Genomic DNA, 25,768 nt, shown 5'->3' with positions numbered 1-25,768 from the left:
TTCCCCGCCGCCGGCCTGCATGGCGTCGAGCGCCGCCGCGCCGCCGGCGATCTGGAGCGCGCCGCCGTGGCCCCTGCGCTGGTCGCAGTGCGCAACGATCTGGCCCGCCGCACCGCACAGATGTCCGGCGTGGTGCTGGAAGACAAGGGCCCCGCCGTCGCCCTGCATTTCCGTCAGGCGCCCGAGCGCGAGCAGGCGGTGCGCGACATGATGGCCATGGCGCAGAAGGTCATGGGCCAGGGCTGGACCCTGCAGCACGGCAAGATGGTGATCGAGCTGCGCCCCGCCAATGCCGACAAGGGCTCGGCGCTAAAGGCCTTCATGTCCGAGCAACCGTTCAAGGGCCGTCGCGCCATCGCCATCGGCGACGACGTGACCGACGAGGAGATGTTCAAGGTGGTCAATGCCCGCGACGGCCTCTCGATCCGCGTCTGCGAGACCGAGGCCCCCACGGTCGCCACCGCCCGCATCGCCTCGCCCGCCGCCCTGCGCGCCCTGATCGCGGAGCTTGGCGCATGAGCCGCCTCGTCGTCGTCTCCAACCGCGTCCCGCTTCCCGACGAGAACGGCAACCCTCCCCCAGGCGGCCTCGCCGTCGCCGTCCATGCCGCGCTGCGCGAGAGCGGCGGCATCTGGATGGGCTGGTCCGGCAAGACCACCGGCGAGGAGGAGCCGACCGGCCTCACCACCCTCGAGCATGGCAAGATCAGCTACGTCCTGACCGATCTCACCCAGGCCGACCTCGACGAATATTACAACGGCTTCGCCAACCGCGTGCTCTGGCCGATCTTCCACTGCCGCCTCGACCTCGCCGAATACGCGCGGCAGGAAATGGCCGGCTATTTCCGCGTCAACCGCCTGTTCGCCGAGCGTCTGGTGCCGATGCTGGAGCCCGACGACGTGATCTGGGTGCATGACTACCACCTGATCCCGCTCGCCGCCGAGCTGCGCAAGCGCGGGGTGAAGAACCGCATCGGCTTCTTCCTGCATATCCCCTGGCCGCCCGCCGACATCCTGACGGCCCTGCCGGTCTACGAGATCATCATGCGCGATCTGGCCGAATACGACCTCGCCGGCTTCCAGACCGATTACGATCTCGACAATTTCGTCGGCTGCCTGCGCCGCGAGAAATGGGGCGACCGCACCGACAAGAACACCGTTCATGCCTTCGGCCATGACTTCGCCGCCGGCGCCTATCCGATCGGCATCGAGACGGCCGAGTTCGCGAGGCTGGCGGAAAAGGCCGGCGAGGCCTCGATGGTCGGCGAGATGGAGCAGAGCCTGAACGGCAGCGCGCTGATGATCGGCGTCGACCGGCTCGACTATTCCAAGGGCATCTCGCACCGGATCGACGCTTTCGAGCGCTACCTGACCCGCAACCCCGAGATGGCGGGCAAGCTGACGCTCCTGCAGGTCGCGCCGCATTCCCGCTCCGACGTGAAGGAATATCTCGACATGCAGGCGCAGGTCGAGGCGCATTGCGGCCGGGTGAACGGCGCGCATGGCACGATCGACTGGGTGCCGATCCGCTACGTGAACCAGTCGCTGACCCGCCCGGTGCTCTCGGGGCTCTACCGGCTGGCCAAGGTCGGTCTGGTGACGCCGCTGCGCGACGGGATGAACCTCGTCGCCAAGGAATACATCGCCTCGCAGGACCCGGAGGATCCCGGCGTCCTGGTGCTGTCGCGCTTCGCCGGGGCGGCGCGCGAGCTCGATGGCGCGGTGTTCATCAACCCCTACGACACCGATCAGACCGCCGCCGCCATCGGCCGCGCGCTGGAGATGCCGCTGGACGAGCGCATGGCCCGCTGGCGCCGGATGATGGATCACCTGCTGAAAAACGATGTCGGCCACTGGTGCCGCAGCTTCCTCGACGACCTGTCGGAGGCGCCGCTGCACCACGCGGCCACCTGAACCGCCCCCGGGGGCCTCAGCCCTGGCCCCCGGAGACATGCCCCTGCCCGCTCAGCGGAAAGCGGATCTCGCAATCGGCCCCGTCGCCGCTGAAGCTCAGCCGCGCCTCGCCGGCCAGCATATAGGCGATGCTCTTCTCGATGGTCTCCGACCCGAAGCCGCGCCGCTCCGGCTCGGCGGGCATCTCCACCTCGCTCTCGCGCCAGTGCAGCACCACTTGCTCGGGCTCTTCCGTGATCTCCCAGGTCACGCTCAGCCGCCCCTCCGGCCGGGCGAAGGCGCCGTATTTGCCGGCATTGGTCGCCAGCTCGTGGAAGGCGAGCGCCAGAGCCTGCGCCGCACCGCCGGTCAGCTCGATGCACGGGCCGCGCAGCAGGGTCCGCTCCGGATCATCCATGCCATGCGCCTGCAGCTCCTGCCGCAGCACCTCCTCCAGCGCGATGGTGCCATCCATGGCCCGGGTCAGCATGTCCTGGGTCCGGCCCAAGGCCTGCAACCGCGCCTCGAAGGCCTCGGAAAAATCATCCAGCGTTCCGCTCGACCGCCGGGTGCGCCGCGCCAGCGAACGGATGTTCAGAAGCAGGTTGCGCACCCGATGCTGCAATTCGCCCAACAGCAACTCGCTGCGCTCCACCGCCCGGTTCAGCGCCGCCTCGGTTTCCAGCCGGTCGATCGCCGCCGCCAGCAGGTTGGCGTAGTTCTGCAGGAAGACCGCGTCATCGTCGTCGAAAGCATGCGGCGCGCGGGCATCCACCTCCAGCACGCCCCAGGCGCGATGCTCGCCGTGGATCACCACATTCACCATGCTGCGCACGTGATGCTCGCGCATGAAGGCCGGGATCTCGAAGCGCAGCTCCTCGCCCACATCGCCCGAGATCACCGGCTTGTCCATCTGCATCGCGTAGCCGCTCGGCGACAGCTCATGCGCGCCGAAGATCTCGCGGCCGACGACGCCGGGATTCCAGCCGACGCCAGAGCGCACCAGCATCCGCTCGCCATCCGGCAGCAGTTCCAGCACCTTCACCAGTTCGGCATCAAGCGACGTGGCCACGGTCTCGCAAGCCTCGGTCAGCAGCCGGTCCAGATCATGGGTGCGCAGCGACTGGGTGCCGAACGAGGCCAGCGCCGCGGTCTGCCGTTTCAGTTTCCGGATTTCGTCGTGCATGGAAGACTCCTTCATCATCCGGTCCGTGCGGCGCAGGACAGGTCGTTCTGCAGCTCGGTTTCAGGCAGATCAGTTTGCGGACAGGCCGCGCAGGTCGGCCTGATGCTGCGCCAGCCCCTCCACCGCCTCGGCTGCGAAGTCGCGCAGCGCGCCGGGCTGGCCCTCGGCGGCGAAGCCCTGGAAAAGCGTCACCGCCTCGTCATGCGCGCGGCCCTGCGCGCTGAGATAGCTGTCGTCGAAATCCTCGGCGCTGCTCTTCTTCAGCGTGTCCACATCCGCCAGATGCCGCGGCGACATGCCCGCCGCCGGCGTCACCTTGTCGGCCTTCGCCGCCTCGATCAGCTGCGCGGTCGCCTCGGTCTTCTCCGCCACCATGGTCTCGGCGAAGGCGCGGACCTCGGCATCCTGCGACCGCTCCAGCGCGATCTCGCTGGAGATGATGCCATACATCGCGGAAGACAGCGCCATGTCCGAGAACACCTGCGGGTCATCGACGATGACCAGCGGCGTCTCGCGCAGCTGCGCGACCGCGGTCTGGGCGACGGGGGCGAGCGCCAAGCCAAGGCCCAGCGCCAGGGTCACGAGTTTCATGGGTCCTCCTAGGTCTGACGGGGATCAACCGTTGCCTCCCCCCTAAGTTCCGCCGCGGGGCAGGCCGCCCGAGGAACATTCGCGCGCCGCGGCGGTTTTCAGGACGGCAGGCCAAAGGGCGGGCAAGAGGTTAACGGCAGGTTGACGCCCACCAGAACCTTCAATCCGATCAACAGCTTGCCCTGATTTTCACGCGTGAAACGGAAGGCCAAGCCATGCCCGCAAAATCCTAGGCCCAGCAGAAAGCCGCCGGAGCCGCGCTCTCGGCCAAGCGCGGCGACATGAAGAAGAGCGACCTGAAGGGCGCCTCGAAAAGCATGGAGAAATCCATGACAGAAAAGGAGCTGGACGAGCTCGCCTCGACCAGCCGCAAGGGCAAGCCCGAACACAAGTCGAAGGACTAGGCCCGCGGCTCGGCCGAAAGAAAGCCCAGCATCCGCCGCTCCTCCGCCTTCAGCTCGTGATCGCCGACCGGCTCCACCAGTTCCAGCGCCTCCTGCCGCGCATCGGGCGAAAGCTCGGCCAGCGACAGGATGCGGGGGTGGATGTAGGAGGCCTTGCTGATCGTCGGCGTGTTCATCAACCGCTCCGCCGCCGCCTCCGCCATCATCTTCGCCGTCAGCTTCCCCTCCGCCGCCCGCGCCGCCCCGAAGGCCGCGAGCGACCCGCCCCAGGTCCGGAAGGTCTTCGCCGTCGCCTCCGGCACCCCGGTCGCCTCGGCGAGATAGGCGTTGACGTGATGCGAGGCCACCTTCCGCACCTCGCCCTCCTCGGTGACATAGGTGAAGAGGTTGCGCCCCGGCAGGTCCCCGATCTCCTGCAGGATCCGGTGCAGCCGCTTGTCCCGCAGGGTATGCTGCACCTTCTTGCCGCCCTTGGCCCGGAAGCTCAGCCGCACCTCACCCTCGGTCAGCTTCATGTGCCGCGACAGGAGCGTCGTGGCCCCGAAGGTCTTGTTCTCCGAAGCATAGGCCGAGGTGCCGACCCTCAGGTAGGTCCGGTCGATCAGCATGGTCAGAGCGGCGAGGCTGAAGTCCAGCTCCCCCGCCTCGGCATGCAGGTCCCGCGCCACCCGCCGCCGTAGCCGACCCAAGGCCGCGCCGAAGGGCGCCAGCTGCGAATACTTCGCCTCCGACCGCCAGCTGCCCCAATGGGGATGATAGCGGTACTGCTTGCGCCCCCGCGCGTCGAAGCCGGTCGCCTGCAGATGGCCGTTCTCCAGCCGGCAGATCCAGACCCGCTCATAGGCGGGCGGGATCCCCAGCTTCAGGATGCGCTGGCGCTCCCCCTTGTCGAGCAGCCTGCCATCCGGGCCGCGATAGACGAAACCCTTGCCGCACCGCCGCCGGCTGATCCCCGGATCGGCGTCGCTGACGTAGATCAGCCCCTCCGGCACCAGCGCCGCGCTGCCATCGTCGAGCGTGACCAGCACCTCGGGTCCGTTGTCCTTCACGCCTGTCCCTCCCCCGGATTGCCGCATCAACCTGCGGAACGCGGCGGGGTTCCCGGGCGTTGCTCCCCAGGTTACGGCCCTGCTTGTCTCCGGCATCGAAGCGGCCTATCCCGGAAGCACCGGCAAGAGGCGAAAGGTTTTTCAAACGTGCCGCAGCGTATCTCTCCGACGGCGCCGTTCCGGCACAAGACCTTCCGCTATCTCTGGCTCGCGACGCTGGTCTCGAACTTCGGCGGTCTGGTGCAGGCGGTAGGCGCGGGTTGGATGATGACCACGCTGACCGACTCGCCCGGCCTGATCGCCCTGGTGCAGGCCTCGAACACGCTGCCGATCATGCTGTTCTCGCTGCCCTCCGGCGCGCTGGCCGACAACCTCGACCGGCGCAAGATCATGCTGGTGGCGCAGGGCTTCATGCTGCTGGTCTCGGCCGCGCTCGCCTTCTGCGCCTATGCCGGGCTGCTGACGCCATGGCTGCTTTTGGGCTTCACCTTCCTGATCGGGCTCGGCGTCGCGCTCTACAACCCGTCGTGGCAGGCCTCGATGGGCGACATCGTCCCGCGCGACGACCTGCCTTCGGCGGTGGCGCTGAACAGCATGGGCTTCAACCTGATGCGCAGCGTCGGCCCGGCGCTCGGCGGCTTGATCGTTGCCGCCGCCGGGGCGGCGGCGGCCTTCACGCTGAACGCGCTGAGCTACATTCCCTTCATCCTGACGCTGGCCCGCTGGAAGCCCGAGGTCGCGCCGCGCCGCCTGCCGCGCGAGGCCTTCGGCAGCGCCATCGGCGCCGGGCTGCGCTATGTCGCCATGTCGCCGGTGCTGCTGAAGGTGATGTTCCGCGGCTTCCTCTTCGGCCTCGCCGCGGTCTCGGTGCTGGCGCTGCTGCCGCTGATCGCCCGCGACCTGCTGGGCGGCGGGGCGCTCGCCTATGGCGTGCTGCTCGGCGCCTTCGGGGTCGGCGCCATCGGCGGCGCGCTGGGGAGCCCCCGGCTGCGCGAGCGCTTCTCCAACGAATGGATCGTGCGCGGGGCCTTCAGCCTCTTCGCGCTCGCCGTCACCGGGCTGGCCGTCAGCCCGACGCTCTGGCTCAGCGCCGCGGTGCTGCTGCCCGCCGGGGCCTCATGGGTGCTGGCGCTGTCCCTGTTCAACGTCTCGGTGCAGCTGTCGACGCCGCGCTGGGTCGTCGGCCGGGCGCTGTCGCTGTACCAGACCGCGACCTTCGGCGGCATGGCGGGCGGCAGCTTCCTCTGGGGCCAGGTCGCCGAGGTCTCCGGCCCGCGCGAGGCGCTGCTCTTGTCGGCGGCGGTGCTGCTGCTGGGCGCCTTGGCGGGGCTGAAGCTGGCGCTGCCCGCCTTCGGCACCGCCAACCTCGACCCGCTGAACCGCTTCAACGAGCCGACGCTGCGCCTCGACCTGCGCGCCCGCAGCGGACCCATTCAGGTCATGGTGGATTACGTCATCCCGCAGGAGAACATCCCGGCCTTCCTCGCCACCATGGCCGACCGCCGCCGCATCCGCATCCGCGACGGCGCCCGGCAATGGGCGCTGCTGCGCGATCTGGAGCAGCCCGACATCTGGGTCGAAAGCTATCACGTCGCGACCTGGGCCGAGTATCTGCGCCACCACGAGCGGCGGACCAAGGCGGATGCCGAGGTCACCGACCGGCTGATGGCGCTGCACCGGGGGCCGGAGAAGCCCCGGGTGCACCGGATGATCGAGCGTCAGACGGTGCCGCTGTTCGACGACATGCCGCTAAAGCCCCATCCCGACATTCCGTGATCAGCCCATCCGCTCCGACGCATGACCGCCGGGGCTTGCCGGGAAGACCACGGTCTTGTTGCCGTTCAGGAAGACGCGGTGGTGGATATGCGCGTGGATCGCGCGCGACAGCACCCCCGCCTCGACGTCGCGGCCAAGGCTGACGTAATCGTCCGGGCTCTGCGCATGGGTGATGCGGACGGTGTCCTGCTCGATGATCGGGCCCTCGTCCAGATCGGCGGTGACGTAATGCGCCGTCGCCCCGATCAGCTTCACCCCGCGCTGATAGGCCTGCTTGTAGGGGTTGGCGCCCTTGAAGGACGGCAGGAAGGAGTGGTGGATGTTGATGATCCGCCCCGACATCTTCTGGCAGAAGGCATCCGACAGCACCTGCATGTAGCGCGCCAGCACCACCAGTTCCGTCCCGCTCTCCTCGACCAGCGACAGCAGCCGGGCCTCGGCCTCGGGCTTGTTCTCCTTGGTGACGCGGATGTGGTGGAAGGGGATGTCATGGTTCACCACGACCTTCTGGTAGGTCATGTGGTTGGACACCACGCCGACGATGTCGATCGGCAGCGCGCCGATCCGCCAGCGGTAGAGCAGGTCGTTCAGGCAGTGGCCGAAGTTCGACACCATCAGCAGGACCTTTATCTTCTGCGCCTGGTCGAACATCTGCCATTCCATGTCGAAGGGCGTGGCGATGGCGGCGAAGCCTTCGGTCAGAGCCTCCAGCGTCGTCCCCGTCTCGGGGCGGAAGCCGACGCGCATGAAGAAGTTGCCGGTCTCCAGATCGTCGAACTGCGCCGAGTCGGTGATGTTGCAGCCGTTCTCCGCCAGATAGGTGGCGATGGCCGCGACGATCCCGCGGCGGGAGAGGCAGGTGACGGTCAGGACGAACTGCGGCATGAGGTTCCTCGGAAAGCAAAGGGCATGGGTTCCGGCTATAGTGCCGGAGGCCCTGCGGCACATCACAAAGCGACGGTCAGATGGCGATTTCAGACATTGGCCAGAGTGTCGGGCCTTCGCGCCCAGCGACAGGGCGCGAATTGCCGCTGGCGATCAGCGTTTGCCGTAGTAGAGGCCGACGACATGCTCGGCCTCGGCGAAGAACAGCCAGCGCTGCACGAAGGCGCCGGTCAGATGCAGCAGCACCGCGAGGCCGATGGTCAGCGGCGAGGGCCAGAGCGTGAGCGGCGCGGGCAGCACGGCGGCGAAGAGCACCGCGATGACCCGCAGCTTCTGCGCATGCTTGCGGCCGACGACATGGATCATCTCGCGCATCAGGTAGTTGCCGCCGGTATGCGGCTGCTCGAAAACCCGGGGGCTGCCGATGCTGCCGAGTCCGGTGGCGGTGCTCAAGGTGGAGCCGCAGGCGGCGAAACGCAGGTCGCCGGCGCGGAAGCCCCAGACGAGGGCGATGCCGAGGGCGAGGCAGCAGAGCAGGGCGAACCAGCCGGTCCCGGCGAGGATCGCGCCGCCGGTGAGCGAGAAGAGGCCGTAGGTCAGAGGCACCGAAAAATGGTTCCAGCGCGGCACGGTCTTCAACTGGGCGTAGAGCATCGAGGTGCAGAAGATCGTCAGCGCCGAAAGCGCGGCGCCGAGGAGGCCGAGCAGCGGCACGTCGAAGCCCAGCCAGTCGCCCAAGGCGCAGGGGGCCAGCAGCAGCAGCGCCGCGACCGAGGTCCAGGCCTCGCGCGACAGCCAGCTGGTGCGCCATTGGGTGAAGGCCAGCAGCGCGCGCTGCGGGTTGCCTAAGTGCGCGGTGGAGGCGGTCAGCCCGCCGGCTGCCAGCGCATAGCCAAGGCCCCAGAGCCAGAAGGCGGGCCAGCCCTTTGGGTCGGCGATGCCCAGACCGAGAAGGGCGAGGAAGCCGAAGCCGAGCCCCGATAGCACGGTGAAGACGATGACGGAGGGAGCGGGGTGCATTCAGATCCGCTCCAAGAGCTTGTCGAGCCAGCCGGCAAAGCCGGTCGCCTTGATGTCCAGCAGCGGCGCCAGCAGCGAGGCCTCCTGCGGACGGTCCTTCTTGCGCGGCGGCAGGTAGCGGTTCACCGGCTTGGTGCCTTGCTCGGGCATCAGCTCAAAGCCGCCGCGCTCCGCCACCAGACGGCTCACCTTGCTGTCCGGGTCGCCCAGATCGCCGAAATGCCGCGCGCCGGTCGGGCAGGTGCGGACGCAGGCGGGCTGGCGGTCGATCTCGGGCAGGTTCTCGTTGTAGATCCGGTCGACGCAGAGGGTGCATTTCTTCATCACCCCCGCCGTCTCCTCCATCTCGCGCGCGCCATAGGGGCAGGCCCAGGCGCAGAGGCCGCAGCCGATGCAGGCGTCCTCGTTCACCAGCACGATGCCGTCCTCCTGGCGCTTGTAGCTGGCGCCGGTCGGGCAGACGGTGACGCAGGGCGCATCCTCGCAATGCAGGCAGGAGCGCGGGAAGTTGACGATCTGCGCCGGACCGGCCTCGGGCTGCACCTCGTAGGAATGCACCCGGTTCAGGAAGACCCCCGAAGGCTCCGCGCCATAGGGATCCTGATCGGTCAGCGCCGCGCCATAGCCCTGATCGTTCCAGCCCTTGCAGGCGGTGACGCAGGCATGGCAGCCGACGCAGGTGTCGAGGTCGATCACCAGACCCAGCTTTTTGTCGGTGGTGGCGGGCAATTGGGTCATGTCGTCTCCAGAGGCGAGCCGAGCACGCCGAATTGCGGCAGCGAGGCCTCGTGCCGGGCCACCTTCTCGATCCGCACCCGCAGGTCGAACCACGCCGCCTGCCCGGTGATCGGGTCGGAATTCGACCAGCGCTGGCCGTCGCCCTTCTCGGGCAGCAGTTCCGAGATCAGGTGGTTGAGCAGGAAGCCCTCGGTCGCCTCGGGCGCGTCGGCGTCGAGCGCCCAGGCTCCCTTGCGCTTGCCGATGGCGTTCCAGGTCCAGACGGTGTTCTCGTTCAGCGCCGCCATATGCGCGACGGGCACCACGATGCTGCCGTTGGGCGAGGTCACCCGCGCCCAGTCGCCTTCGGTGAAACCGTTTTCCACCCAGACCTTCGTCGGCACGTAGAGCGCGTTCTTGCCGTGGATCTGCCGCAGCCAGGCGTTCTGCGAGCCCCAGGAGTGATACATCGCCATCGGCCGCTGGGTCAGCGCATGCAGCGGATAGCCCTCGACATCGCCGAGCGGCGCATACCAGAGCGGCAGCGGCGACATGGTCTCCTTGATGCGGGCGCGCAGCCGGTCGGGTGGCTGCGGGAAGCCGTGCCCCTCGGCGGCAAGCTGGAAGCGGCGCAGCGGCTCGCTGTAGATCGAGAAGAGATAGGGCTGCGGCGTGTCGTAGAAGCCGGTCTCCACCGCCCAGTCCTGATAGGCGGCGTTCCACGGCTTGTAGAAGGCGGCCTCCTCCGGCACATGCGCCTGAAAAAATCCACCGTTGGCGATATAGGCGTCGATCTGCCCCGGGTTGGGCGCGCCGCGCCCCACCTCGCTGCCATTGCCGCGAAAGCCCATCAGCGGCCCGACCCCCGGCCTGCGCTGATGGCTGACGAGGTAATCGGCGTAATCGGCATAGAGCGGCGTGCCCTCGGGCGTGACGAACCCCGGCAGGCCCAGCCGCGCGCCCAAATCGATCAGCACCGACTGGAAGCCGCGCACGTCGCGGTCCGGCTCCACCACCGGCCAGCGGATCGCATCGCCCGCCGCCCCCGGTTCGGAAATCGGGCGGTCCAGGAGGCTGATGCAGTCGTGCCGCTCCAGATAGGTGGTGTCGGGCAGGATCAGATCGGCATAGGCCACCATCTCCGAGGCATAGGCGTCGGAATAGATGATCCGCGGGATCACATATTCCCCGTCCTTCTCCTCCGTCAGCATCTCCATCACGGCGGCGGTGTTCATCGAGGAATTCCACGCCATGTTCGCCATGTAGAGAAACAGCGTGTCGATCCGGTAGGGATCGCCGGCATGGGCGTTGGGGATGACCATATGCATCATCCCATGCGCCGAGAGCGGGTTTTCCCAGGAAAACGCCTTGTCGATCCGCGCGGGGCTGCCGTCGGGCAGCAGCGCCAGCTGTTCCGGGCCACGCGGATAGCCCAGATGCGGGCCGGAAAGCGGCTTGCCCGGAACGGAGACGAAATGCGGCGTCGGATGCGCCTCCACCGGCTTGGGATAGGGCGGCTTCAGCCGGTAGCCGCCGGGCGTTTCCACCGTGCCGAGCAGGATCTGCAGCAGGTGCAGCGCCCGCGCGGTCTGGAAGCCGTTGGAATGGGCCGAGATGCCGCGCATCGCGTGAAAGCTGACCGGGCGGCCGATCATGGTCTCGTGCCGGTCGCCGCGGAAATCGGTCCAGGGCTGCGCGATCTCGATCGCCTCGTCAAAGGCCACCCGCGCCAGATCCGCCGCCAGGGCGCGGATGCGCGGCGCCGGGATGCCGACGCGGTCGGCCACCGCCTCGGGGGCATGCTGCGGCGCAAGATAGGTCTCGGCCATCTGCTGGAACACCGTCCGGTGCCCCTGCCAGACCGCGCCCAGATCGGGCTGCACTCCCTTCGCGTCCCAAGGCGCGGGCTGGTCGCTGCGGCGGTCGATGACGAAGGGCTGGCTCTCGGCATTCTTCAGGATCAGGCCCTTCTCCGGCCCCTCGGTCGCGTTCACCAGAAGCGAGGCGTTGGTGAACCTGGCCAGATAGTCGAGATCGACCTTCCCGGCTTCCAGCAGGCAATGGATCAGCGACAGGATCAGCAGGCCATCCGTCCCCGGGGTGATGCCCAGCCAGTCGTCGGCCACCGCGTTGTAGCCGGTGCGGATCGGGTTCACCCCGATCACCCGAGCCCCGCGCGCCTTCAGCTTGCCCAGACCGATCTTGATCGGGTTGCTGTCATGGTCCTCGGCCACGCCGAAGATCACGAAGAGCTTCGTGCGCTCCCAGTCGGGCTGGCCGAACTCCCAGAAGGCGCCGCCGATGGTGTAGATCCCCGCCGCCGCCATGTTGACCGAGCAGAAGCCGCCATGCGCGGCGTAGTTCGGCGTGCCGAAGGCCTGCGCCCAGAGGCCGGTCAGGCTCTGGCTCTGGTCGCGGCCGGTGAAGAAGGCGAGCTTCTCGGGCGCCGTCTCGCGCAAGGGCTTCATCCAGGAGACCGCCAGCGCCAGCGCCTCGTCCCACGAGATCTCCTCGAAAGCCCCCGAGCCGCGCGGCCCGACCCGGCGCAGCGGCGCGCGCAGGCGGGAGGGCGCGGTGATCTGCTTGATCCCGGCGGCCCCCTTGGCGCAGAGCACGCCCTTGTTCACCGGATGGTCGCGGTTGCCCTCGATGTAGCTCACCTTGCCGGAGGTCAGGTGCACGTTGATGCCGCAGCGGCAGGCGCACATGTAGCAGGTGGTCTTGCGGATCTCGTCCGAGACGGGCGGCGAGGTATCGAAGACGGGCTGGCGGATCATGCGGTCCTCGTGGCTTCTGTCAGGATGTGGCGGGCCTCGGCGGCGATGCGCGCCTCTTCGCGCGCCGGGACGATCCAGGCAGCGACGCGCGACCCCTCGGCATGCAGCCGCGGGCCCCTCGGGCCGGCCCCCTCGACCTCGACCTCGACCCCGGCCCAGTTCAGCCCCTCGAGGATCTGCCGGCGAAGTTGAATATCATTTTCACCAATGCCGCCGGTAAAGGCAACCGCGTCGAGCCCCTGCATCGCCGCGATCATCGACCCGGCATGGCGCAGCACCCAGTAGCGGAAATGCCGGATGGCGAATTCCGCCGCCTCCGTCCCCGCAGCCTGCAGCGCCCGCATGTCCGAGGCGCCGCCGAGGCCCAGCAACCCGCTCTCGCGGTTGAGGATTCGCGCCGCCCCGTCGATGCCATGCAGCTCGGCCAGCCGCAGCACCGCATTGCCGTCGATGCTGCCGCTGCGCGTGCCCATGGTCAGCCCGTCGAGCGGCGAATAGCCCATGGTCGTCGCCACCGACTGCCCGCCCCGGATCGCGCAGAGCGAGGCGCCGTTGCCCAGATGCAGCGCCAAGATCCGCTCGGGCAGCGGCGCGCCGCTGATCGCCGGCAGCTGCTCCACCAGCCCGGCATAGGAGATGCCGTGGAAGCCGTAGCGCCGGATTTCCTCATGCCCCGGCGGCAGGGCATAGCGCAGCGCCTCCTCGGGGTTGCTGGCGTGAAAGGCGGTGTCGAAGCTGGCGAATTGCGGCAGATCCGGCGCCACGGCGCGCAAGGCACGGATGGCGGCGAGGTTGTGCGGGTTGTGCAGCGGGGCCAGCGGGATGCAGGCGGCGATCTCGGCCTCGATCTCGGGCGTCACCCGGCAGGGCGCGACCAGCCGCCGCCCGCCATGCACCACCCGATGCGCCGCCGCCTGCAGGCCGGAGGCTGGATGGCCCAGCTCCTCCAGCGCCGCGAGGCAGAGCGCGATGGCGCCCAGATGGTCCGCCGCCTGCACGGACCGCCGCAGCGGCCCGAGAACCAGTTCCGCCGCGCCTCCGATCTCGGTCACCGCGCCGGAGAGCATCGGCGCCCCATCCCGGAACAGCACCAGCTTGATCGAGGACGAGCCCGCGTTCACCACCAGAAGATCGCCCATCCGCCCCCCTCAGATCACCGATTTCGCCAACCCCGCCAAGGACAGCACCGCCAGCAGCCCGATGGCGAAGCGGCGGAAGTCCTTCGGTTCGGCCCGCAGGAAATGCCGCCCGCCGAGCCAGCTGCCCAGCATCGCCAGCGGCAGGCTCCAGACCAGCGCCCGCAGCGTGTCGCCGGAAATCATCCCCGCCTGCCACATCAGCGGCATCGACCAGAGGTCGAGCAGCAGGAAATAGGCGATCAGCGTCGCCCGGAACGTCGCCGCCGAAATCGGCTGCGCCGCAAAGAAGGCCGCCACCGGCAACCCGCCGACCGCCGCCCCGTTGGCGATGCCGGAAAAGATCCCGACCCCGACATGCGGCGCGGCCCCCACCGGCCGGACAAAGCGCCAGCCGGTCAGAAGCACGGCGCATATCGCCAGGATGTAGAGCGCGATGAAGGCCCGCGCCGTGTCCACCCCGACATTGGCCAGCACCTGCACCCCCAGCGGCACCCCGATGGCGGCGCCCGCCGCGAGGGCGCCGACCCGCCGCCAGTCGATATGGCCGCGGACGCCATGCGCCTGCTGCAGCGCGATCAGCCCCTCGCAGAGCAGCACCACCGGCACCACCAGCACCGGGTTGGTCACCAGCCCCGCCGCCGAGATCGCCAGCGCGGCGAAACCGAAGCCGGAATAGCCGCGCACGAAGGCGGCGGCCAGGATCGCCGCCGCCAGGAACAGCGCCGTTCCCGGCGACAGGTCGAAAGGCATCACGCCCCGGCTTGCCGCCGCATGTCGGACGGGTCGATCCCGGCCACCGCGACCGGCTTCTTCATCGCGTCGCGGCGGAAGGGCTCGCCCAGCTCCTGGTTCAGCAGCACCTCGATGAAGGTGGTGACCCCGGCCTTCTGATCGGCCAGCGCCCGATGCAGCGCCTCGGTCAGATCCTGCATCGAACTGACCTGCACGCCCTTCAGCCCGCAGGCGGTGGCGATGGCGGCATAGCTGACCTTGGTGTTCAGCTCGGTGCCGACGAAGTTGTCCTCGTACCACAGCGTCGTGTTGCGCTTTTCCGCGCCCCACTGGTAGTTGCGGAAGATCACCATGGTGATCGCCGGCCATTCCTCGCGGCCGATGGCGGTCATCTCGTTCATCGATATGCCGAAGGCCCCGTCGCCGGCAAAGCCCACCACCGGCATGTCCGGCTGGCCGATCTTGGCGCCCATGATCGAGGGCAGGCCATAGCCGCAGGGCCCGAACAGCCCCGGAGCCAGGTATTTCCGGCCCTGCTCGAAGGTCGGATAGGCGTTGCCGATGGCGCAGTTGTTGCCGATGTCGGAGGAGATGATCGCCTCCTTCGGCAGCGCCTGCTGGATCGCGCGCCAGGCCATGCGCGGGCTCATCTTCTCCGGCTCGCGGGTGCGCGCCCGCTCGTTCCAGGTCGTGCCCGGATCGTCATCCTCGTGATCCATGGACGAGAGCTGCTGCGCCCAGACGGATTTGGTCTGCGCGATCATGGCCTTGCGATCCTCGCGCCCGGCGTCGCCCGCCCCGGAGGACAGCCGCGCCAGCACGGCCTCGGCCACCTTCTTCGCATCGCCGACGATCCCCACCGTCACCGGCTTGGTCAGGCCGATCCGGTCGGGGTTCAGATCGACCTGGATGATCGCGGCCTCCTTCGGCCAGTAGTCGACGCCGTAGCCGGGCAGCGTCGAGAAGGGGTTGAGCCGGGTACCCAAGGCCAGCACCACATCGGCCTTGGAGATCAGCTCCATCCCCGCCTTCGACCCGTTGTAGCCCAAGGGCCCGGCGAACAGCGGGTGGCTGCCCGGGAAGGCGTCATTGTGCTGGTAGCCGCAGCAGACCGGCGCGTCGAGCCGCTCGGCCAGCGCCATCGAGGCCGGAATCGCGCCCGCCAGCACCACGCCCGCGCCGTTCAGGATCACCGGGAACCTGGCGCCCGACAGCAGCTCCGCCGCCCGGGCGATCGCCTCCTCGCCGCCCGAGGGCCGCTCGAATTCCACCACCTTCGGCAGCTCGATGTCGATCACCTGGGTCCAGTAATCGCGCGGCACGTTGATCTGCGCCGGGGCGCTGGCTCGCTTGGCCTTCAGGATCACCCGGTTCAACACCTCGGCGATCCGACTCGGGTCGCGCACCTCCTCCTGATAGGCGACCATGTCCTTGAACAGCGCCATCTGCTCGACTTCCTGGAAGCCGCCCTGGCCGATGGTCTTGTTGGCGGCCTGCGGCGTGACCAGCAAGAGCGGCGTGTGGTTCCAGTAGGCGGTCTTCACCGGCGTCACGAAATTGGTGATGCCGGGGCCGTTCTGCGCCACCATCATGCTCATCCGGCCGGTCGCGCGGGTATAGCCATCGGCCATCATCCCGGCGTTGCACTCGTGCGCGCAGTCCCAGAAGGCGATCCCGGCCTTGGGAAACAGGTCCGAGATCGGCATCATCGCCGAGCCGATGATGCCGAAGGCATGCTCGATGCCATGCATCTGCAGCACTTTCACGAAAGCCTCTTCGGTGGTCATCTTCATGGCGGTTCTCCTTGTTCCGCCGCATCCTAGCCGCGGCGGCCGCCGCGCGGTTAGGGCCAGACATCAGGCCTGCGTAAGTCCAGTCTCGGCTATGGCCCGGGCGATCAGCGCGATGCCCTCCGGGATGCGCGGGTTGGGGATCGAGGAGAAGGCCAGCCGGTAGTGCCGCCTTGACGCCGCGGCCGGGTCGAAGAACAGCCGCCCCGGCTCGATCAGCACGCCCCTGGCCTGCAGGCGCAGCGCCAGATCCTCGGTGTCGACCGGATCCGGCGCGCGCATCCACAGGCTCGAGCCGCCGAAGCCGCCCTGCCCGGCGATGGTCAGCCCCTGCTCGCGGATCGCCTCGTCCATCAGGATGCGGCGGCGCTTGTAGGCGGCGCGGGTCCGGTTGATCAGCGCGTCGTAATGACCGAGCGACAGGAAATAGGCCGCGGTGCGCTGGATATGGCCGGGCGGATGCCGCAGCACCGTCGCCCTCAGCGCCCGCGCCTCGCGGATGAAGGGCGCCGGCGCCACGATGTAGCCCAGCCGCAATCCGGGAAACAGCGACTTGGAGAAGGAGCCGACATAGATCACCCGCCCCTCGCGATCGAGCGATTTCAACGAGGGCGAGACCGCCTTTAGGAAGGACATCTCGAATTCGTAATCATCCTCGACGATGGTGAAGTTGCGGGTCGAGGCGGCCTCCAGCAGGGTGCGGCGCCGTTCCAGCGGCATGGTGGCATTGGTCGGGCAGTGATGGCTGGCGGTGGTGAAGACCACATCCGCCGCCGGCAGCGCCTCGGGCGGCAGGCCGTCCTGATCGACATCCACCGAGACCATCGCGCAGCCGGTCTGGCGCACCACCGCCCGCAGCCCCGGGTAGCAGGGATTTTCCAGCACCGCGCGCCGTTCCGGGTTCAGCATCAGCTGCGCGGTCAGCCACAGCGCGTTCTGCGCCCCGAGAGTCAGCAGCACCTCGTCCGGCGCCGCGATGATGCCGCGTCGCGGCAGGATGTGGCGCAGGATGTACTCGATCAGCAGCGGGTCGTCGCGCTCGTAATAGTCGCTGGTCAGCGCCTCGAAGTCGCGCTTGCCGAGCGCCCGCAGCGCGCAGAGCCGCCAGTTGCGATGGTCGAACAGCGAGACATCCGCCTGGCCGTAGATGAAGGGATAGCGATAGCTGCTCCAGTCCTCCGGTTTCGCCAGCCGTTCCTGGCCGGAGAAACGGTTGCCGGTGAGCGCCGCGTAATCCACCGCGCAGACCGTGCCTCTGCGGCGGGGCGGAAACTCCGGCTGACGCGGCGCGGTGTCGGAGACGAAATAGCCAGACCGGCCGCGCGCCACCAGATAGTCGGAGCTGACCAGATCGGTATAGGCCAGAGTCACGGTGATCCGGCTGATCCCCAGATGCTGCGCCAGCCCCCGGCTGGAGGGCATCCGGTCGCCGGGGCGGTAGCGCCCGGCGAGAACGCCCTCGGCCACCATCTGCCGGATCTGCTGTTGCAACGTCCCCGCCGCCGTGGGGTTCAGGAAGAAACTCTCGACCGGGATCGACATGCTGGCCTTATCGCTGGAGGCAGGGCTGGACCTATCCTATCCGGCCCCGCCGCCGAAGACCAAGCCGAAACTCAGCCCGCCGCCATCGCCGGCCCGCGCATCCAGCCGAACAGCCCGGAGGATTGTTCCTCCGCCGCAAGTGCCGGGGCCTCGCCCCCCTGTTCGCGGCCGAGCCGGAAATAGCTGATCGACTCCTGCAGGATATCTGCCTGTCCCGACAGCGCGCCGGCGCCGGTGGACAGCTCGTCGGCGGCGCTGGTGTTTTGCTGGGTCACGCTGTCGAGCTGCTGGATCGCCACGTTCACCTGCGCCGCCCCCGTCGCCAGTTCGCGCGACGAGACCGAGATGGCAGAGACGAGGCTCGCCGTCTCCTCGATGTCTGGCACCAGGCTGGCGAGCACGGTCCCGGCATTGGTCGCGGCCTGCACGGTGCTGGAGGAGAGCGCGACGATCTCGGCGGCCGCGGTCTGGCTGCGCTCCGCCAGCTTGCGCACCTCGGCGGCGACGACCGAGAAGCCCCTGCCATGGTCGCCTGCCCGCGCCGCCTCGACCGCCGCGTTCAGCGCCAGCAGGTCGGTCTGGCGGGCGATCTCCTGCACGATGGAGATCTTGCCGGCGATGGCGTGCATCGCAGTCACCGCCTCGTCCACCGCGCGGCCGGTGACCCGGGCGCTGTCGGCGGATTTCATCGCGATCCGCTCGGTCTGCGCGGCATTCTCCGAGCTCTGCTGGATATTCGCCGTCATCTGCTCCACCGCGGCCGAGGCCTCCTCGGTGGCGGAGGCCTGTTCGTTGGCCCCTTGCGACAGCTGTTCGGAGGTGGAGGCGACGTTGGAGCTGCCGCTGGAGACCCGGTCGACGGCCTGCCTGACCTTGCCCACGACCTCGCGCAGCTTCAGCACCATGGCGTTGGAGGCGCCCAGAAGCTCGGCGATCTCGTCGCTGCCGCGCACCTCGGCGGTCGCGCCGAGGTCGCCGTTGGCGACGCTGCGGGTCAGCGAAAGGGCGCGCTGCATCCCGCGAGAGATCGACAGGATGATCCAGGTCGCGCTGCCGATGCCGATCAGCGCCGCGACCGCCATGATCGTCAACAGAAGCCGCACCGAATCGGCGTAATCCTCGCGCGCCTCGGCCTCGACCAGACGAAGCTCCTCCAGCCCGCGCTTGCGCACCGTGTCGAGCAGGGAGAATCGGCGCTCCACCCGGGCGACATGCCCGGGCTCCGACAGCATCTCGAGCGCCTCGGCCGACTGGCCGGTTGCCGCGAGATCGAAGGCTTTCTGGTTGGTCTCGGTCGTCTGCTGCCAGATCTGCTCATATTCGACGAGATCCGCCTTGTCCTCGGCGCCAGCGTCCTGAAGCAGTTTGTCGAAGCTGTTCCGCGCGACCTCATTCGACTTATCGCGCTGCTCCAGCAGGGCGGTGCGCCGGGCCGGGTCGGAGGTCATCAGGTAGTTGCGGGCGATGAGCTGCGTCCGGATCTGCTCTGAATCCAAGCGTTCCTCCAGCAGGATCTTCTCGAACTTGTCCCGCACCAGCAACTCGATCTTGCCGTTCGACTGCTCCAGCGCCCGGATAGCCCCGAACATGGCGACGCCTGCCAGCAGAAAGACGGCGAAGAAGGTCGCCATCAGCTTGATCTTGATCGTCAGTCTCATTCACCGTCTCCCGAGCCCCGCGGTTTTCCATCAAACCGGTCGGCGCAGACTAGGGCCCGCCGGTAAAGGAAGGCTTAGCAGCAGACGGAAAAGGGGGCAGGCGCTGCCGCCTGCCCCCCGGAGACGCCAAGGTCAGCCGAAGACGCGGGTCAGCGCGCCGTCGATGGCGTCGGTGATCTGGTCGATGTCATCGGCCTTGGAGATCAGCGCCGGCGACAGGCAGAGCGTGTTGTTGAAGCCTGGCAGGCTGCGGTTGGTCATGCCGATGATGACGCCCTGCTGCATGCAGTCGGCCACGACCGCCGCCACGCGCTTCTCGTCGGCCGGCTCCTTCGTGTCGCGGTCCGAGACCAGCTCGGCGCCGCAGAACAGGCCCTTGCCGCGCACGTCGCCGATGACCTTGTGCTTGTCCTGCAAGGCCTTGAGGTTGTCGATCACCCGCGCGCCCATGGTCAGCGTGTTGTCCAGCAGCCCCTCGTCCTCGATGATCCGCATGTTCTCCAGCGCCGCGGCGGGGCCGGAGGTGCAGCCGCCGAAAGTGGAGATGTCGCGGAAATAGCTCATCGGATCATTCGGGTCGTCCTTGAACATGTCGAACACCGCCTCGGTGGTGACGGTGCAGGAGATCGCCGCGTAACCCGAGGCGACGCCCTTGGCCATGGTGACGAAATCCGGTTTCACCCCATAGTTCTGGTAACCGAACCAGACCCCGGTGCGCCCGACGCCGCAGACGACTTCATCGATGTGGATCAGGATGTTGTACTTGGCGCAGATCTCCTGCACCCGCTCCCAGTAGCCGATCGGCGGGGTGATGACACCGCCGCCCGCCGTCACCGGCTCGAGGCAGATCGCGCCGATCGTGTCGGGGCCCTCGCGCAGGATGACCTCCTCGATCGCATCCGCCGCGCGCTCGCCGTAATTCTCGACATCCCACTGCTTGCGGTATTCGAGGCAATGCGGCACCTCGACGAAGCCCGGGGTCAGCGGGCCGTATTGCATCACCCGCTGCGGCTGGCCGCCGGCGGAAAGCGCGGTGATCGTGGTGCCGTGATAGTCGCGCTCGCGGTAGAGGATCTTCGACTTCCTGCCGCCATGGTGCCGGTGCGAGATCTGCCGCACCATCTTGAACACCTTCTCGTTCGCCTCGGAGCCGGAGTTCGAATAATAGACCCGGCTCAGCCCCGGCATCTTCGAGATCAGCCGCTTCGAGAACATCGAGGCCGGGATCGACCCCGCGGAATGGGCGAAGTAGTTCATCTTGATCAGCTGGTCGCGCACCGCGTTGGCGATGCTCTCGCGGCCGTAGCCGACGTTCACCGTCCAGACGCCGCCCGAGACCGCGTCGAGATGCTCCTTGCCGGTGGCGTCCCAGACCCGCATCCCCTTGCCCTCGACGATGATGCGCGGGTCGATGGATTCGTACTGTTTGTGCTGGCTGAGATGGTGCCACATATGGGCCCGGTCAGCCTCGATGACCTCGCTGAGATCGTTGCTATGCGCCAAGCCTTCCATGCTCCGTCCTTCTCGAATTGATGTGCTGCCCGAATTTCCGGCGTGGACAGCATGAGACGGCCAATCCTTCCTGATTGCAACGCCCCGCCGTAGGGCCAGAGCGGCGCCTGCGATAAGACCAGCGTCGGTTTCGCTTTGGTGCGGGGTTTATGCCGGCGAACACTGGCGGACGGCAGCGGCTTCCCGCCCGGCGACGCTTCATTATTGGGCGGAGCGATGCGATGCTGCTGGAAAAGCAAAGACCGCGCGGCATCGACCGCGCAGCACAACAAGGAGGTAACGAATGACCGGACATAAGGCTCTGAAGGGCGCCGTGGCCGGGCTCGCCATGCTGGCGGGCTCGCAGGCGATGGCGCAGGAAGAGATCACCGTGGCCTATTTCCTCGAATGGCCGATGCCCTTCGAATATGCCAAGGTGACCGGCGCCTATGACGAGGCGCTGGGGGTGAAGGTGAACTGGCGCGCCTTCGATACCGGCACGGCGATGTCGGCCGCGATGGCCTCGGGCGATGTGCAGTTCGCCATCAGCCAGGGCGTGCCGCCCTTCGTGGTGGCGACCTCGGCGGGGCAGGACCTGCAGATCATCGACGTGGCGGTCTCCTATTCCGACAACGACAACTGCGTGGTGCGCACCGATCTCGAAATCACCAAGGACAATGCCAGCGAGCTGGCCGGCAAGCGGGTGGCGGTGCCGATCGGCACGGCGGCGCATTACGGCTTCCTCAAGCAGATGGCGCATTTCGGCGTCGATGTCTCGACGCTGCAGATCGTCGACATGGCCCCGCCGGATGGTGCGGCCGCCATCGCGCAGGGCGCCGTCGACATGGCCTGCGGCTTCGGTGGCGGGCTGGGCCGGATGAAGGAGCATGGCGATGTGCTGCTGACCGGCGCCGAGAAGGAGGAGCTGGGCATCCTGGTCTTCGACGTGACCACCTCGCCCGCCGCCTTCCTCGCCGAGAACCCGGAGCTGGCGGCGAAGTTCGTCAAGGTGACGGCGGACGCCAATGCCATGTGGAACGAGGGCTCGAAGAAGGCCGAGATGATCGAGGTCATCGCCAAGGACGCCGGCATGGATGTCGAGACGGCGACGCGCGACATCGGCACCTTCGTCTTCCCGAGCATCGACGAGCAGCTTTCGGCGAAATGGCTCGGCGGCGGCAGTCAGGAGTTCATGAAGGGCGTGGCCGAGGTCTTCGTGACCGCGGGCAGCATCCCGGCGGCGCTCGACAGCTACGAGGGCGTGGTGAACACCGCCCCGCTGGAAGCCGCCAAGGGCATGTGAGGCAACGGGCGGCGGGCGCTGTCCCGCCGCCCCCACCCAGGAAAATCCCGATATGACCGGACTGACCGTCGAAAACCTCTCGATGCGTTTCGACCTGCCCAATGGCCAGCATGTGCAGGCGCTGAAGAATGTCTCGCTGGCGCTGAAGCCGGGTGAGCTGATGTCGGTGCTGGGCCCCTCGGGCTGCGGCAAGACCACGCTGCTGAACATCCTCGCCGGATTCCTCGCCCCCAGCGAGGGTCGGGTGACGATGAACGGCCACACCGTCACCGGACCCGCCGCCGAGCGCGGCATGGTGTTCCAGCAGGGCGCGCTGTTCGAATGGATGAGCGTGCGGCGCAACGTCGATTTCGGCCCGCGGATGAAGGGCATGGCCAAGGCCGAGCGCGACCGGATCACCGATCACCTCTTGGAGACCGTGGGCCTGCAGGATTTCAAGGACAAGGCGGTCTATGAACTGTCCGGCGGCATGCAGCAGCGCGTGGCGCTGGCGCGCTGCCTGGCCAACGACCCCGACGTGATCCTGATGGATGAACCCTTGGGCGCGCTCGACGCGTTGACGCGGGAGAAGATGCAGGGCCTGGTGCTGAAGCTCTGGAAGGAGACCGGCAAGACCGTGGTGCTCATCACCCATTCCGTCGAGGAGGCGCTGCTGCTGGGCGAGCGTCTGGTGGTGATGGCGCCGCGTCCGGGGCGGATCTTCAAGGAATATCGCTTGCCCTTCGCCGAGCGCGGGGTGAACGCCGATCTGCGCGACGTGAAGAAATCCGAAGGCTTCGCCCAGACAAGGGAGGAGATCCTGACGATGATCTGGGGCATGGAAGAGGAAATCATGGGTCGGAAGGAGCGCCGCGCATGATCGTCCTCGGCTTCTACGTAGCGCTCTTCGTCGCTTCCTTCCTCGTCGTCCGGCTGCTGCGCCGCCGCGGGGCGCGCAACGACCTGACCAGCCGCAAGACGGTGACCTTCGGCGACGAGAGCGCCATCCGCCCCGACCGGACCGCATCGGTGATCTCGGTGCTGGCGATCTTCCTGATCTGGGGCGCCTTCACCGGGTCGCGCATCGTGCCGCTGCATGTGCCGGGGCCCTTCCTCGGCGACATGAGCTTCACCTACACGGCGGAGAACGCCGCCGGGCAGCGCGACGACGCCACCGTCACCGTCCGCGCCTATCGCGGCGACAAGCCCGCGGCGCCGGAGGTGGCGCCGGGCGAGGGCTTCGCCCGCGACGACAGCGCGGTGGTCGCCGCCTGGCGCTCGGTGCTGATCCGGCCGGCCGACAACGACCAGGACAGTGGCCAGGAGGGCTACCGCATCGTCGCCATCGACGGCCAGCCGGTCGGGCCCGATCAGTCGGTGGAGGTGGCGCAGGGCCGGGTGCTGCTGACCTCGAAGGGCTCGCTGAACATCGAGCCGTCCAAGGGCCTGCAGATGGAGCCGATCTGGCTGCCCGCGCCGGAAACCGTCGTCGCCCGCTTCTTCGAGATCGCCCGCGACGGCTACCAGAATATCTCGCTCTGGGAACACCTCGGGGCCTCGCTGATGCGGGTGCTCGCGGGCTTCGCGCTGGGATCGCTGGTGGGCATCCCTCTGGGTTATGCCATGGGCCTCTCGGGCTGGTTCCGCGGCTGGTTCGACCCGATCGTCGAGTTCATGCGCCCGGTGCCGCCGCTGGCGCTGATCCCCTTGGTGATCATCTGGTTCGGCATCTGGGAGAGCGGCAAGATCGTGCTCCTCTTCCTCGCCGCGCTCTGGATCATGACCATCGCCGCGCGCTCCGGCGTCTCGGGTGTGCGGATCTCGAAGATCCACGCGGCCTATTCGCTCGGCGCCTCGAAGACCCAGATCCTGCGCCATGTCATCATCCCCAATTCGTTGCCCGACATCTTCACGGGCGCGCGGGTGGCGATGGGGGTCTGCTGGGGCACGGTGGTGGCCGCCGAACTGGTGGCGGCGCAGAAGGGCGCCGGGATGATGATCATCGCCGCCTCGAAATTCCAGCTCACCGACATCGTGGTGATGGGGATCATCCTGATCGGGGTGATCGGCTACGGCATCGACACGCTGATGCGCATGGCCGAGAAGGCGCTGGTGCCGTGGAAGGGCCGGGGCTGATTTTCGCAGAAAATCAGGGGACACGGGGGGCTGATTTTCGCAGAAAATCAGCGGGCGCGGGGGGCCGATTTTCTGCGAAAATCGCGCTCCCCTCAGCCCTGCGGCCGCTCCGCCCAGCCCGCGAAGATCCGCTCCAGCGCGACCACGGCGTAATAGAGCAGGATGCCGAGGAAGGCCAAGGCGATCAGCACGGCGAACATCAGCGGGTAATCCCCGTTGGTCTCGCCCGACTTGAACAGCGCGCCGAGGCCGCGGCCATGGGGCGAGACGATCTCCACCAGATTGGTGCCGATGAAGGCCAGCGTGACCGAGACCTTCAGCGCGCCGAAGAACTCCGGCAGGGTCTTCGGCAGGGCGATCTTCTGGAAGATGGTGAAGCGCGAGGCGCCGAGCGAGCGCAGGATGTCGCGGTATTCCGGCTCCAGCGTCGACAGGCCGATGCCGACCGAGACGGCGATCGGGAAGAAGGAGATCAGGAAGGCCATCAGCACCGTGTTGAAATCGTGCTGGCCGATGAAGAGCAGCGCGATGACCGGCACCAGCGTCGCCTTGGGCACCGCGTTGAAGCCCACGAGCAGCGGATAGAGTGCGTCGCGCGCCAGCCGCGAGAAGCCCATCACCATGCCGAGGAAGGTGCCGAAGATGACCGCCAGCAGAAGCCCCAGCACGGTGCGCCACAGCGTCTGCCATCCCATCGTCAGGAACAGCCCCCAGTAGCGCGCATAGGCGGGCGGCAGGTCGGAGGGCGAGGCCATCTTGTAGTTCGGCCAGCCGTTGACCCAGACGAGGAACTCCCACAGGCCGAGGAAGACCAGCACCGCGGCGACCGGGACGGCGATCTTGCGCGCGAGATCCATCAGTGCAGCTCCCCGTCGCGGCCCTGGGCGATGCGGATCTGGTCGCGCAGCACATGCAGCATCTCGGTGGCCTTCGGCGTGTAGAGGATGTCGATCTTCCGATCTGCGGGCAGGTCGACGTCGAGTACGAATTGCGTATGCGCCGGGCGGCCCGACAGCACGATGACCTGATCGCCGAGAAAGACGCTCTCGCGCAGGTCATGGGTGATGAGGACGCAGGTGAAGGGCTCGGCTGCGCGCAGGTCGCGCATGGTCTGCCACAGGTCCTCGCGGGTGAAGTTGTCGAGCGCGCCGAAAGGCTCGTCCATGATCAGCACATCGGGCTTGTGGACGATGGCGCGGCAGAGCGAGGCGCGCTGCCGCATCCCGCCCGACAGCTGCGAGGGCCGCTTGGCGTCGAAGCCCTTGAGGCCCACCATCTCCAGCAACTGCATCGCCCGCTCCACCCGGTCCTTGCGGGACATCCTGGGGGCGACGATCTCCAGGGGCAGGATGACGTTCTCGAGGATGCTGCGCCACTCCAGCAGCACCGGGTTCTGGAAGGCCATGCCCACCGTCTTGCGCGGGCTGGTGACCTTCTCGCCATGCAGCCAGACCTCGCCCCTGTCGGGTGTCATCAGCCCCGAGATCAGCCGCGTCAGCGTGGACTTGCCACAGCCCGAGGGGCCGACCACGGCGCAGAACTCGCCTTCGGGCACGGAAAGGCTCAGCCCGTCCAGCACCGGCAAGGGGCCCATGCGGGTCTGGTAGGCGTGGCTCACGCCCTTGATGTCGATGAGATTGGTCATGCTGGCCCCGGCGTTCGGGAAAGGGCGCCGCGCGGGCGCCCCCTCCGGTCAGTACA

Annotated in this window: 21 protein-coding genes and 1 pseudogene; 7 read left to right on the top strand and 15 right to left on the bottom strand. The window is 68.0% G+C overall.

What is annotated here, in order from left to right; all coding sequences use genetic code 11:
- Positions 1-519: trehalose-phosphatase (otsB, locus tag C5F48_RS13190; RefSeq protein ID WP_107664372.1), on the top strand; the 519-nt coding region annotated here is incomplete at its 5' end.
- Complete coding sequence (otsA, locus tag C5F48_RS13185) at positions 516-1,913, top strand: alpha,alpha-trehalose-phosphate synthase (UDP-forming) (protein ID WP_107664371.1); 1,398 nt, start codon at positions 516-518, stop codon at positions 1,911-1,913. The genes otsB and otsA, both read left to right, overlap by 4 nt.
- A gap of 16 nt (positions 1,914-1,929) precedes the next feature.
- On the opposite strand, the gene C5F48_RS13180 is transcribed toward otsA, so the two are convergent.
- Together C5F48_RS13180 and C5F48_RS13175 are read right to left on the bottom strand one after the other, a co-directional pair.
- Complete coding sequence (locus C5F48_RS13180) at positions 1,930-3,078, bottom strand: sensor histidine kinase (RefSeq protein WP_170139543.1); 1,149 nt, start codon at positions 3,076-3,078, stop codon at positions 1,930-1,932.
- A 69-nt stretch (positions 3,079-3,147) separates the two neighbouring features.
- Positions 3,148-3,669, bottom strand: a complete 522-nt coding sequence (locus C5F48_RS13175; RefSeq protein ID WP_107664369.1) for a DUF4142 domain-containing protein — start codon at positions 3,667-3,669, stop codon at positions 3,148-3,150.
- Positions 3,670-3,884: 215 nt separating this feature from the next.
- On the opposite strand from C5F48_RS13175, the pseudogene C5F48_RS13170 reads away from it, so the two are divergent.
- Positions 3,885-4,073: pseudogene (locus C5F48_RS13170) on the top strand (DUF3008 family protein).
- Here C5F48_RS13170 and C5F48_RS13165 read toward each other — a convergent pair.
- Complete coding sequence (locus tag C5F48_RS13165; protein ID WP_245941232.1) at positions 4,070-5,122, bottom strand: DNA topoisomerase IB; 1,053 nt, start codon at positions 5,120-5,122, stop codon at positions 4,070-4,072. The pseudogene C5F48_RS13170 and the gene C5F48_RS13165 sit on opposite strands and share 4 nt — an antisense overlap.
- A 147-nt stretch (positions 5,123-5,269) precedes the next feature.
- Here C5F48_RS13165 and C5F48_RS13160 point away from each other — a divergent pair, with 147 nt between their 5' ends.
- Positions 5,270-6,898: an MFS transporter gene (locus tag C5F48_RS13160; RefSeq protein ID WP_107664367.1), complete on the top strand. Its 1,629-nt coding sequence runs from the start codon at positions 5,270-5,272 to the stop codon at positions 6,896-6,898.
- Here the strand turns inward: C5F48_RS13160 and purU are convergent, their stop codons facing one another.
- From purU to C5F48_RS13110, 10 genes are all read right to left on the bottom strand, one after another.
- Positions 6,899-7,783: a formyltetrahydrofolate deformylase gene (gene purU / locus C5F48_RS13155; RefSeq protein WP_107664366.1), complete on the bottom strand. Its 885-nt coding sequence runs from the start codon at positions 7,781-7,783 to the stop codon at positions 6,899-6,901. It abuts the gene before it with no gap.
- A gap of 153 nt (positions 7,784-7,936) precedes the next feature.
- On the bottom strand, positions 7,937-8,803 hold the full coding sequence (locus tag C5F48_RS13150; protein WP_107664365.1) for a dimethyl sulfoxide reductase anchor subunit family protein: 867 nt from the start codon (positions 8,801-8,803) through the stop codon (positions 7,937-7,939).
- Entirely contained in the window at positions 8,804-9,541 is a 738-nt protein-coding gene (locus tag C5F48_RS13145) for a 4Fe-4S dicluster domain-containing protein (RefSeq protein WP_107664364.1), read from the bottom strand.
- Positions 9,538-12,297, bottom strand: a complete 2,760-nt coding sequence (locus C5F48_RS13140) for a molybdopterin oxidoreductase family protein (RefSeq protein WP_107664363.1) — start codon at positions 12,295-12,297, stop codon at positions 9,538-9,540. Before C5F48_RS13140 ends, C5F48_RS13145 begins: the two co-directional genes overlap by 4 nt.
- A complete protein-coding gene (locus tag C5F48_RS13135; protein WP_107664362.1) occupies positions 12,294-13,436 on the bottom strand; it encodes an acetate/propionate family kinase in 1,143 nt (380 codons plus the stop codon). The genes C5F48_RS13140 and C5F48_RS13135 overlap by 4 nt, the downstream gene beginning before the upstream one ends.
- Before the next feature lie 9 nt (positions 13,437-13,445).
- Positions 13,446-14,186, bottom strand: coding sequence for a sulfite exporter TauE/SafE family protein (locus C5F48_RS13130; protein ID WP_107664373.1), 741 nt, complete (start codon positions 14,184-14,186; stop codon positions 13,446-13,448).
- Positions 14,186-15,961, bottom strand: coding sequence for a sulfoacetaldehyde acetyltransferase (xsc, locus tag C5F48_RS13125; protein ID WP_107664361.1), 1,776 nt, complete (start codon positions 15,959-15,961; stop codon positions 14,186-14,188). The genes C5F48_RS13130 and xsc overlap by 1 nt, the downstream gene beginning before the upstream one ends.
- A 63-nt stretch (positions 15,962-16,024) precedes the next feature.
- Positions 16,025-17,500 carry a MocR-like pyridoxine biosynthesis transcription factor PdxR gene (gene pdxR / locus C5F48_RS13120; RefSeq protein WP_107664360.1) on the bottom strand — a complete coding sequence of 492 codons (1,476 nt, stop codon included), beginning with the start codon at positions 17,498-17,500 and terminating at the stop codon, positions 16,025-16,027.
- A 71-nt stretch (positions 17,501-17,571) separates the two neighbouring features.
- Positions 17,572-19,158, bottom strand: a complete 1,587-nt coding sequence (locus tag C5F48_RS13115; protein WP_107664359.1) for a methyl-accepting chemotaxis protein — start codon at positions 19,156-19,158, stop codon at positions 17,572-17,574.
- 132 nt (positions 19,159-19,290) lie between these two features.
- Entirely contained in the window at positions 19,291-20,670 is a 1,380-nt protein-coding gene (locus tag C5F48_RS13110; protein ID WP_107664358.1) for an aminotransferase family protein, read from the bottom strand.
- Between the two features lie 283 nt (positions 20,671-20,953).
- Here C5F48_RS13110 and C5F48_RS13105 point away from each other — a divergent pair, with 283 nt between their 5' ends.
- From C5F48_RS13105 to C5F48_RS13095, 3 genes are read left to right on the top strand one after another with little or no spacing between them, the layout of a single operon-like run.
- Positions 20,954-21,952 (top strand): taurine ABC transporter substrate-binding protein, encoded by a 999-nt coding sequence (locus tag C5F48_RS13105; RefSeq protein WP_107664357.1) that lies wholly within the window; start codon positions 20,954-20,956, stop codon positions 21,950-21,952.
- Positions 21,953-22,004: 52 nt separating this feature from the next.
- Positions 22,005-22,811, top strand: a complete 807-nt coding sequence (locus C5F48_RS13100; protein ID WP_107664356.1) for a taurine ABC transporter ATP-binding protein — start codon at positions 22,005-22,007, stop codon at positions 22,809-22,811.
- Entirely contained in the window at positions 22,808-24,067 is a 1,260-nt protein-coding gene (locus C5F48_RS13095) for an ABC transporter permease (RefSeq protein WP_107664355.1), read from the top strand. The genes C5F48_RS13100 and C5F48_RS13095 overlap by 4 nt, the downstream gene beginning before the upstream one ends.
- Positions 24,068-24,159: 92 nt before the next feature.
- Here C5F48_RS13095 and C5F48_RS13090 read toward each other — a convergent pair whose 3' ends face one another.
- Both C5F48_RS13090 and C5F48_RS13085 read right to left on the bottom strand, forming a co-directional pair.
- Complete coding sequence (locus tag C5F48_RS13090; protein ID WP_107664354.1) at positions 24,160-24,924, bottom strand: ABC transporter permease; 765 nt, start codon at positions 24,922-24,924, stop codon at positions 24,160-24,162.
- Positions 24,924-25,712 carry an ABC transporter ATP-binding protein gene (locus tag C5F48_RS13085; RefSeq protein ID WP_107664353.1) on the bottom strand — a complete coding sequence of 263 codons (789 nt, stop codon included), beginning with the start codon at positions 25,710-25,712 and terminating at the stop codon, positions 24,924-24,926. Before C5F48_RS13085 ends, C5F48_RS13090 begins: the two co-directional genes overlap by 1 nt.
- Between the last annotated feature and the right edge of the window lie 56 nt (positions 25,713-25,768).

Origin of the sequence: Cereibacter changlensis JA139, assembly GCF_003034985.1 — a bacterium.
Classification (GTDB): Bacteria; Pseudomonadota; Alphaproteobacteria; order Rhodobacterales; family Rhodobacteraceae; genus Cereibacter; species Cereibacter changlensis.
The sequence above is the reverse complement of the archived record's forward strand: the minus strand, read 5'-3'. Positions and strand labels throughout refer to the sequence as shown.

Bases quoted from the DNA above. Each gene is read 5' to 3' on its own strand.
- otsA (WP_107664371.1), top strand. From the start codon at position 516: ATGAGCCGCCTCGTCGTCGTCTCCAACCGCGTCCCGCTTCCCGACGAG.
- C5F48_RS13180 (WP_170139543.1), bottom strand. From the start codon at position 3,078: ATGCACGACGAAATCCGGAAACTGAAACGGCAGACCGCGGCGCTGGCC.
- C5F48_RS13175 (WP_107664369.1), bottom strand. From the start codon at position 3,669: ATGAAACTCGTGACCCTGGCGCTGGGCCTTGGCTTGGCGCTCGCCCCC.
- purU (WP_107664366.1), bottom strand. From the start codon at position 7,783: ATGCCGCAGTTCGTCCTGACCGTCACCTGCCTCTCCCGCCGCGGGATC.
- C5F48_RS13150 (WP_107664365.1), bottom strand. From the start codon at position 8,803: ATGCACCCCGCTCCCTCCGTCATCGTCTTCACCGTGCTATCGGGGCTC.
- C5F48_RS13145 (WP_107664364.1), bottom strand. From the start codon at position 9,541: ATGACCCAATTGCCCGCCACCACCGACAAAAAGCTGGGTCTGGTGATC.
- C5F48_RS13140 (WP_107664363.1), bottom strand. From the start codon at position 12,297: ATGATCCGCCAGCCCGTCTTCGATACCTCGCCGCCCGTCTCGGACGAG.
- C5F48_RS13135 (WP_107664362.1), bottom strand. From the start codon at position 13,436: ATGGGCGATCTTCTGGTGGTGAACGCGGGCTCGTCCTCGATCAAGCTG.
- C5F48_RS13130 (WP_107664373.1), bottom strand. From the start codon at position 14,186: ATGCCTTTCGACCTGTCGCCGGGAACGGCGCTGTTCCTGGCGGCGGCG.
- xsc (WP_107664361.1), bottom strand. From the start codon at position 15,961: ATGAAGATGACCACCGAAGAGGCTTTCGTGAAAGTGCTGCAGATGCAT.
- pdxR (WP_107664360.1), bottom strand. From the start codon at position 17,500: ATGTCGATCCCGGTCGAGAGTTTCTTCCTGAACCCCACGGCGGCGGGG.
- C5F48_RS13115 (WP_107664359.1), bottom strand. From the start codon at position 19,158: ATGAGACTGACGATCAAGATCAAGCTGATGGCGACCTTCTTCGCCGTC.
- C5F48_RS13110 (WP_107664358.1), bottom strand. From the start codon at position 20,670: ATGGAAGGCTTGGCGCATAGCAACGATCTCAGCGAGGTCATCGAGGCT.
- C5F48_RS13105 (WP_107664357.1), top strand. From the start codon at position 20,954: ATGACCGGACATAAGGCTCTGAAGGGCGCCGTGGCCGGGCTCGCCATG.
- C5F48_RS13100 (WP_107664356.1), top strand. From the start codon at position 22,005: ATGACCGGACTGACCGTCGAAAACCTCTCGATGCGTTTCGACCTGCCC.
- C5F48_RS13095 (WP_107664355.1), top strand. From the start codon at position 22,808: ATGATCGTCCTCGGCTTCTACGTAGCGCTCTTCGTCGCTTCCTTCCTC.
- C5F48_RS13090 (WP_107664354.1), bottom strand. From the start codon at position 24,924: ATGGATCTCGCGCGCAAGATCGCCGTCCCGGTCGCCGCGGTGCTGGTC.
- C5F48_RS13085 (WP_107664353.1), bottom strand. From the start codon at position 25,712: ATGACCAATCTCATCGACATCAAGGGCGTGAGCCACGCCTACCAGACC.